The sequence below is a fragment of the Streptomyces poriferorum genome, from assembly GCF_019399235.1.
Classification (GTDB): Bacteria; Actinomycetota; Actinomycetes; order Streptomycetales; family Streptomycetaceae; genus Streptomyces; species Streptomyces poriferorum.
Genome location: NZ_JAELVH010000005.1, coordinates 131,278 through 137,585, shown reverse-complemented (window position 1 = coordinate 137,585; position 6,308 = coordinate 131,278). Strand labels below are relative to the sequence as shown.

General features: G+C 68.8%; 7 protein-coding genes and 1 pseudogene. 3 read left to right on the top strand and 5 right to left on the bottom strand.

Going from position 1 to position 6,308, the window contains the following annotated elements:
• The first annotated feature begins 304 nt into the window (after positions 1-304).
• Entirely contained in the window at positions 305-403 is a 99-nt protein-coding gene (locus tag JGS39_RS42150) for a 50S ribosomal protein bL37 (RefSeq protein WP_504740098.1), read from the top strand.
• A gap of 120 nt (positions 404-523) precedes the next feature.
• On the opposite strand, the gene JGS39_RS41365 is transcribed toward JGS39_RS42150, so the two are convergent.
• Positions 524-730, bottom strand: coding sequence for an SDR family oxidoreductase (locus JGS39_RS41365; RefSeq protein WP_264302732.1), 207 nt, complete (start codon positions 728-730; stop codon positions 524-526).
• Positions 731-1,087: 357 nt separating this feature from the next.
• Here JGS39_RS41365 and JGS39_RS02150 point away from each other — a divergent pair, with 357 nt between their 5' ends.
• Entirely contained in the window at positions 1,088-1,261 is a 174-nt protein-coding gene (locus JGS39_RS02150; RefSeq protein ID WP_219566912.1) for a CsbD family protein, read from the top strand.
• A gap of 789 nt (positions 1,262-2,050) precedes the next feature.
• Here JGS39_RS02150 and JGS39_RS02145 read toward each other — a convergent pair.
• Both JGS39_RS02145 and JGS39_RS02140 read right to left on the bottom strand, forming a co-directional pair.
• Positions 2,051-2,575 (bottom strand): DUF6328 family protein, encoded by a 525-nt coding sequence (locus JGS39_RS02145; protein ID WP_371930535.1) that lies wholly within the window; start codon positions 2,573-2,575, stop codon positions 2,051-2,053.
• A gap of 320 nt (positions 2,576-2,895) precedes the next feature.
• The gene (locus JGS39_RS02140; protein WP_236063082.1) at positions 2,896-3,375 is read right to left on the bottom strand and encodes a lamin tail domain-containing protein; all 480 of its coding nucleotides are present in this window, start codon (positions 3,373-3,375) and stop codon (positions 2,896-2,898) included.
• Positions 3,376-4,004: 629 nt separating this feature from the next.
• Here JGS39_RS02140 and JGS39_RS02135 point away from each other — a divergent pair.
• Positions 4,005-4,283 (top strand): annotated as a pseudogene (locus JGS39_RS02135) (SAM-dependent methyltransferase); the annotation flags it as partial.
• A 70-nt stretch (positions 4,284-4,353) separates the two neighbouring features.
• Here the strand turns inward: JGS39_RS02135 and JGS39_RS02130 are convergent.
• Both JGS39_RS02130 and JGS39_RS02125 read right to left on the bottom strand, forming a co-directional pair.
• Complete coding sequence (locus JGS39_RS02130; protein WP_219566907.1) at positions 4,354-5,421, bottom strand: glycoside hydrolase family 43 protein; 1,068 nt, start codon at positions 5,419-5,421, stop codon at positions 4,354-4,356.
• A 292-nt stretch (positions 5,422-5,713) separates the two neighbouring features.
• Positions 5,714-6,211, bottom strand: coding sequence for a TspO/MBR family protein (locus JGS39_RS02125; protein ID WP_236063081.1), 498 nt, complete (start codon positions 6,209-6,211; stop codon positions 5,714-5,716).
• Between the last annotated feature and the right edge of the window lie 97 nt (positions 6,212-6,308).

The window sequence follows — 6,308 nt, the reverse complement described above, 5'->3', positions numbered from 1 at the left end:
GGGTCGGTCCCGGCGTTCGCGCGCCGAACCTGCGAGCCACCGCGCGGGGCTCATCGCCTCGGCACCCGCCCCTCGCCCCCATCACCCGGCCCCACACCGGCGCTGTTTCCTCAACCAGCCCGTGGGACCGTCCAGAGGTCCGATCAGTGCAGGCCGGGCGCATCGGCGTGAGGGTTACCCGGCGCATGACGGACGCAGTGACACCCATCGCGCGGATGAACCCGCCGAGAGAGTTTTTCGCCGTGAGAGTGGGTAATGGGTCAGTGATCGCCCCAGGCGACAAATCGGTAGAAACATTCGAACGATGCAGATCAGGGAGAGTTTGATGTCCTCGAAACGACGTCGCAAGAAGAAGGCCCGCCGCAAGAACAGCGCAAACCACGGCAGCCGTCCGCAGACCTGAGGGACACCACGCATCCGGGGGCGCTGCTCCCCGGATGCGTGCCCGCCGACTGGACATCGACCATCGGGCCGACGCCTCACCTGCGCAGCATGACTCGGGCCACACCTTCGCCGACCGGGCTCAGGGCAGGATCGAATCCACGTAGCCGCCCTCCACCGTCAGGGCGCCGCCCGTGGTCGCTGATGCGTACGAAGAGGCAAGGTAGACCACCATGTGGGCGATCTCCTCCGGACGATGGAGACAACACACCGGCCGGGCCGGCCAGGAACCCGCACCGGCGGTTCGGCTCCCTCCCTGAACCGTGGCCGTGCAGCTGGGGAGAGTCAGGACGTAACTGCACGGGACCTCGTCGGCCAGTCCCGGATCAGTCCATCAGGTCCAGCGCCCGCGAGATCCCGGGCGGCGGGTTCCAAGCAGAGACGCTTGGGTCGATCCCTGCGGAGGCTCCGGATCACGGACGGCCGGCCCTCACGTCACCGGTGCGCGAGCGGGCACCGACGCGGTCCCAGGCGTAGGGCCGCCGACTCGCTCACCAAGTCGCACCGCCACACTCCAGCCGATGCCCCACCAAGGCCGGTACGTCTTCGTCTTCGCTCGACAGGACACGAGCTGGATGTTTGGACAGGCTTATCCGGGTCAGGCGTTGGTTGTTCCTGAAGTCGACCACAGCAAGGTGTGAGTGACATGGCTGCCAATGAAAAGACCCAGGCCAAGACCGAACAGGCCAAGGGAAAGATCAAGGAAGCCGCCGGGCGCACCACGGGCAACGACCGCCTCACCGCCGAGGGCCGCATTGACCAGGCCAAGGGCGACGCCCGCGAGGCCAAGGAGAAGGCGAAGGACACCTTCGACCACTGACCCCACCCAGGCCGCACGCCCCCTCCCCTGGGCCGCGGCGGTGGAGAGAGGGCCCGGCACCGAGTGCCGGGCCCTCTTCTGTCTCCTCCGGCAGCGATCCGCTCCGGCGGAACGGGCGGCCTGCAAGGGCGTGCTTGCGGGCTGCTGACCCAAGCTCTGTACTGGGACAGCAGCACCCGGACCATCACTGATCACGACTCGACGAGCGGCCCGGTTCCCGCACCTCACCGACAGCGGGCCGATGTTCCTCCACTCCGGGGCAGCGCTCGGCCGACAGGCGTTCCCCGGCTTCCGGCCCGCCACCGGCATCGCGCCAGTGGCCTGAGGCGGAGATCCGTCAGAGGTAGGCGGCGAGCTTGTCGAGGATTTCTGCTGTGTTCTTTCTGTCCAGACGACGAATCTGGGGTGCTCGTTCCGTCCGCGAGCCAGGACCGGATGTCGCGTTCGAGGGCCTGGACGGAGCGGTGGACTCCCAGCTTGAGCTTCATCTGCGTGAGCTCGGCGAACCACCGCTCCACCAGGTTCAGCCAGGACGCGCTCGTCGGCATGCTGCGAACAGGGGGGTGGTGCCGGCCCGGACGTGGCGGTGACTGTGGTGTCCTCCCTGTCCGCAGTGAGCCCTGTGACGCCTCGCACTGCGGCCGCTCCGGATCGAGGGCCCCATCGCAGACCGTATGGGGCGAGAAGCGAGCGGAAGGAGCATCAGGATGCTCAGCACCCGTGCCAGCTCGTGTCCCGAGCCTTCCCCGCCCGGCTCGGGCCGCAGCCCTGCGGCCGCTGCTCGATCACTCAGTCGGCGCGGCGGCCCGAGCGCATCTTGAGAATCAACGGGAGTACGAACCAGGCCGCAGCGAACCACGCCATGACGGTGCCGACAAGTATCTCCGCCAGAAGGTCGGTGAGTACGGTGTGCAACAGAAGAAGGAGCGTGCAGCCGATGGTCAGTGCGAGCAGGACCATACCGCACACCATGAACCGGCCGGCAACGACTACCACTTCGTCCTTCATCCGGGAGCCGGAAAGGAACCGGTGCAGCGCGACGGGCGCTATGAGTGCTCCGATGGCGGCAGCGCCGAGGACGACAGTGATGACGTAGACACGGTGGTCGAAGTCGCCCAGCCTTTCGAATCTCTGAGTGAATGCAACGCTGAGCAGGAAGCCGAAGAGGATCTGGATACCGGTCTGAGCGACCCTCGTCTCCTGGAGGATCTCGTTCCAGCGACGGTTGACCCGCTCCCTGGGGTCTTCTTCCGCGATCCCCTTCGGGTTCCCTGCGTTCTCACCGGCCGGCCGGCGCGTCCTCTCCCGGCTCACGCCTTCCGCCCCGGGCGCTGACGCACCGCGCTCGACGGGCCTGCCGCTCTCCGTGTCCAGGGGCGCGGAGTCCAATGGCTTCATGAGGCCTCCTTCCGTTGGAGCTCATGTGCCCTTGTTGAACATGCCTACGCCCGCGTCTGCGGCCCCGGGCCGACAGACGGCTGAGCCCGGACCGTTCCCCAACGGTCCGGGCTCTGCGCTGTTCGCGCGGCGGGGTGGGGTGCCGGGCAGGGCGGCTACCCGGCACCCCGAAGGGGAGGCGGAGGATCCGTCCGCCGTGGGGCGGCGGACAGACCGTCACCGTCCCCGGTCCTTGGTCAGCGGCGGTAGTGGTGGTGCCCACGGCCCCAGGACTCGGTGTCGACCGTGCGCCCACGGTCGTCGCGCAGCGTCGCGGTGTCGGAGTAGTTGTCCCAGACGTAGTGGCGGCGGTCCTGGTAGAGGTCGGTGCGGGTGTCGCGGCCGACGCCGGTGTGAACGCGGACGGTGGCACGGCCGGCGAGCCGGACGTCGTCGAAGCGGTATCGGGTGCCGTCGGCGGCGCGCAGGGTCCAGTCGTCCAGGTTCACCGAGCGGCGGCTCTGGTTGGTGATCTCGACCCACTCGGCGTTGAGCGACCGGTTGGAGCCGTTGTCACGTCCGGGGCTGTTGGCCTGGACATCACTGATGACGACCCGGTCCCGGGAGTGGTGGCGGTCGTTGTCCTGTGCGCCGGCCGGAAGGGCGACGACCGAGACGAGGGCGCCGGCCGTGAGCACGGTCGCGGCGATACGACTGGTGGCCGAAAAAGCAGACAAGGTGATGTCTCCTCAAGAACAGCGCCTCTGCATGCCGATGGAGGTCGGCAGAGGCGATACGGGGTCCCGACCCGTCGGGCCGAGAGCCAGAACACTGCGCCTTCGAACCGGCCGGCGGGAGCCGTGTCCGGCCCTGTTACAAATTACGGACATTTCCGCATCTCTCGCCTGTAACCGGCACGCATATGCGGCGGCAATGGCCCTGACAATCACTGACCGCTACATCCACCCGTTCAACAATCAACGGCAAGCCCTTTCACGCCCCGGCGCTCAACACCGGGCGCCACCCGGCGCGTCACTCGCACGCAGGACGCACTTTTCGCAACAGCCATTCCGCGCGACTATTCGCGCATATTGGCTTTACTCGCACACCAGTGGGATCGATTTCGTAGAAGCATCGGGCAGTCCGCCGAGGCTGCCCTCTCGGATCCGGCAGACGGCCCGGTCGTCGCCGCGGAGTACATGCCCCCCCGCGTCGACGTGCCCTCCCCGGCTACCGACACGGAACGGGGCAGCGGCCAGGTGCCGCGGCCGCATTCCGGCGCCGAACGGCACCCGGCTGCTCGCGTCGGCAGGCGGATGCACTCCGGCCTCGGCGCCGCGTGTGATTCCGGCCCGCCCGCCCCCGCACCGACGTCTCCGGGGTGCCCTCGTATCCGAGCCTGCTGCGCGCGACAGGGCTGATGTCCGGCGCGAGCAGAGACGCACACGCCTCCGCTCGCGCCGTGCAGTCCCAACAGCCGCTTCTGGGCGGACACATGGGAGCGCAGCAGCCGGCGATGCTCGCGCCCGACCGGGGGGACGACGCCGCACTCCGGTACCTGGACTCCGACGCGTGCTCCTCGCTGTCGGCCGGCATGTTCACCGCCTGGGGGTGGAAGCCGGAGTGGGACACGATCGTCCCCTGACCGGCGCCTCGAAGGGAACGGAACCTCTCGCGCCCTCCGACCTGCTCCGGTTCCACCGACCCCTGCCGCACTACTCGAAGAACTTGAGGCTCCAGCCCGTGTCGGTGGTCGGGCCGGGGACGTTGGCGCGGCTGTAGGTGGTGTTCCCCCACCAGGCGAATGTGCCGGTGTACCAGTACCGGTTCTCCCACGCGTACGGCGTTCCCTTCGGCACCGCGTGGAACATCGAGGGGAATCGGGGGCCGGCGGGCGGGCTGGTGCTGATGTCACCGTTGAGCAGGACGAAGCTGTGGTGGCCGGGACCGTTGACGTACAGCGTCGGGTCCCAGCCGGACATCATCGTCGCCCGGTTGGAGCCGAACAGGCAGCCGTTGGACTTGTACCAGTCCCAGACGTATGCCGGGTCACCTCCGGCACGCAGGCGTAGGTCGGCCAAGCAGTACTGGTCGCTCCAGCTGCCGTTGGCGGAGTACACGATGTGCAACTGCCCGTTCGGGTCCTTGATGGCCTCGGGGCCCTCGTTGATGAACGGGTTGCCCACCACCCGTTCCCAGCTCTCCCGCGGCTGCGATATGACGTGGCGTGCGCCGGTCGGTGTGGTGGGGCTGCTCATACGCGCGATGTAGAGGTTCTGCTCGACGTTGGTGTCACCGGCCCAGCCGGACCAGACGAACCAGCGCTGCCCACCGAAAGTGAACAGGGTCCCGTCGATCGCCCACTTGCCGTCCGGCAGCGCCAGCCTGTTCTCCCCGGTGTAGCCGCTGTCCGGGCTCGCCGAGCTGATGACGTACATCCGGTGGGCCGCCCCGCGTCCGGCCGAGAAGTAGATGTAGTAGCGGCCGCCGTCCGTGACGATCTCCGGAGCCCAGACCTCACCGTGACCGGCCGTGTCCGACCACACCTGTCGGGCGGGCGCCGATGCCAGCGCGGCCGTCGAGGACGCCTGCCGCACGGCGATGCCACCACCGGCCGACTGCACCGATATGTAGGTGCTGCCGACCCGGATCACGCTCGGGTCCGCGGCCCTGATGGTCTGTTCCGCCCGGGCCTGCTCCGCGGACGACAAGGACATGATCACAGCGAACACGCCGGACAACGCAAGGACGGCGGCGCGGGAGAGATGCCGGGTGAGTTTCATGGTCCCGTTCCAAGGTCGGCCTCCGCTGCGACGCGCGCGGCGGCGGCGTTTACATCGATGGAAGAGCACTCCAGCATTCCAACTTGCCCTGGACATGTCAATGACTCGCGCGGATCGCCCGCCGCCCCCCGCCGCATCCCCCGCGAGCGCCGACAGCACGTCAATCACCGCTCCCGGAAACCTGCTCCCGATACCTGGGCGCGCCCCGGGCCGGCTCGGCAGCCCCCCTTCGAGCGCCGGCGGCCGGGAGCGCGCGGCACGGAGCGTACGGCACGTGCCGACCACCGTCTGATCAGCGCATGTTCCGGCGCACGAGGTCTGCGTTCAGGAAGGTGGCGAACCCGCACCAAGTGACGTACGGGACGAGTGCGAGAGCAGCCGTTCGGTCAGCCTTCGCCGTGCGGGCGATGAGTTCCGCGTTGCTCACGTCGAGCAGTGCGCTTCCCACCAGACCGGCCTTCGTGCTGCGCATCCGGAAGAACATCCAGTTCCAAGCCGTGTTCACGGCGAGGTTCGCACCGAGACTCGCGGCCAGGGCCCCGCGCTCCTGCGGACGTGCCGCCAGGAGGGCTCGCCCACCGGCCCAGGCGACGCTCGCGTAGAGCGGGGTCCAGACGACCCCGAAGGCCGGCGCCGGCGGTTGCCAGGGCGGCTTGGACAACGAGCGGTACCAGCGTGTGTCCGGCGCGACGGCCCAGCTCCCGAGGGCCGCCGCCACCGTCACACCCGCCGCCGTGGCCGCGTACGTCTTCCACCGGCAAGACGCCGGCTGCCGCTCGCCTTCGCTCATCAGCCTCATGCTCCACCCCTACCCGCTCCCGCCGAGGTGACAGCCTGCCCGCTCCGACGTGGCTTCCGCTCCGGCCCTCCCGGCCTCTCCTCGTCGA

Excerpts from the sequence above, each read along its gene's own strand:
- JGS39_RS02125 (WP_236063081.1), bottom strand. The coding sequence starts at position 6,211 with ATGAGCGAAGGCGAGCGGCAGCCGGCGTCTTGCCGGTGGAAGACGTAC.
- JGS39_RS02130 (WP_219566907.1), bottom strand. The coding sequence starts at position 5,421 with ATGAAACTCACCCGGCATCTCTCCCGCGCCGCCGTCCTTGCGTTGTCC.
- JGS39_RS02150 (WP_219566912.1), top strand. The coding sequence starts at position 1,088 with ATGGCTGCCAATGAAAAGACCCAGGCCAAGACCGAACAGGCCAAGGGA.
- JGS39_RS42150 (WP_504740098.1), top strand. The coding sequence starts at position 305 with ATGCAGATCAGGGAGAGTTTGATGTCCTCGAAACGACGTCGCAAGAAG.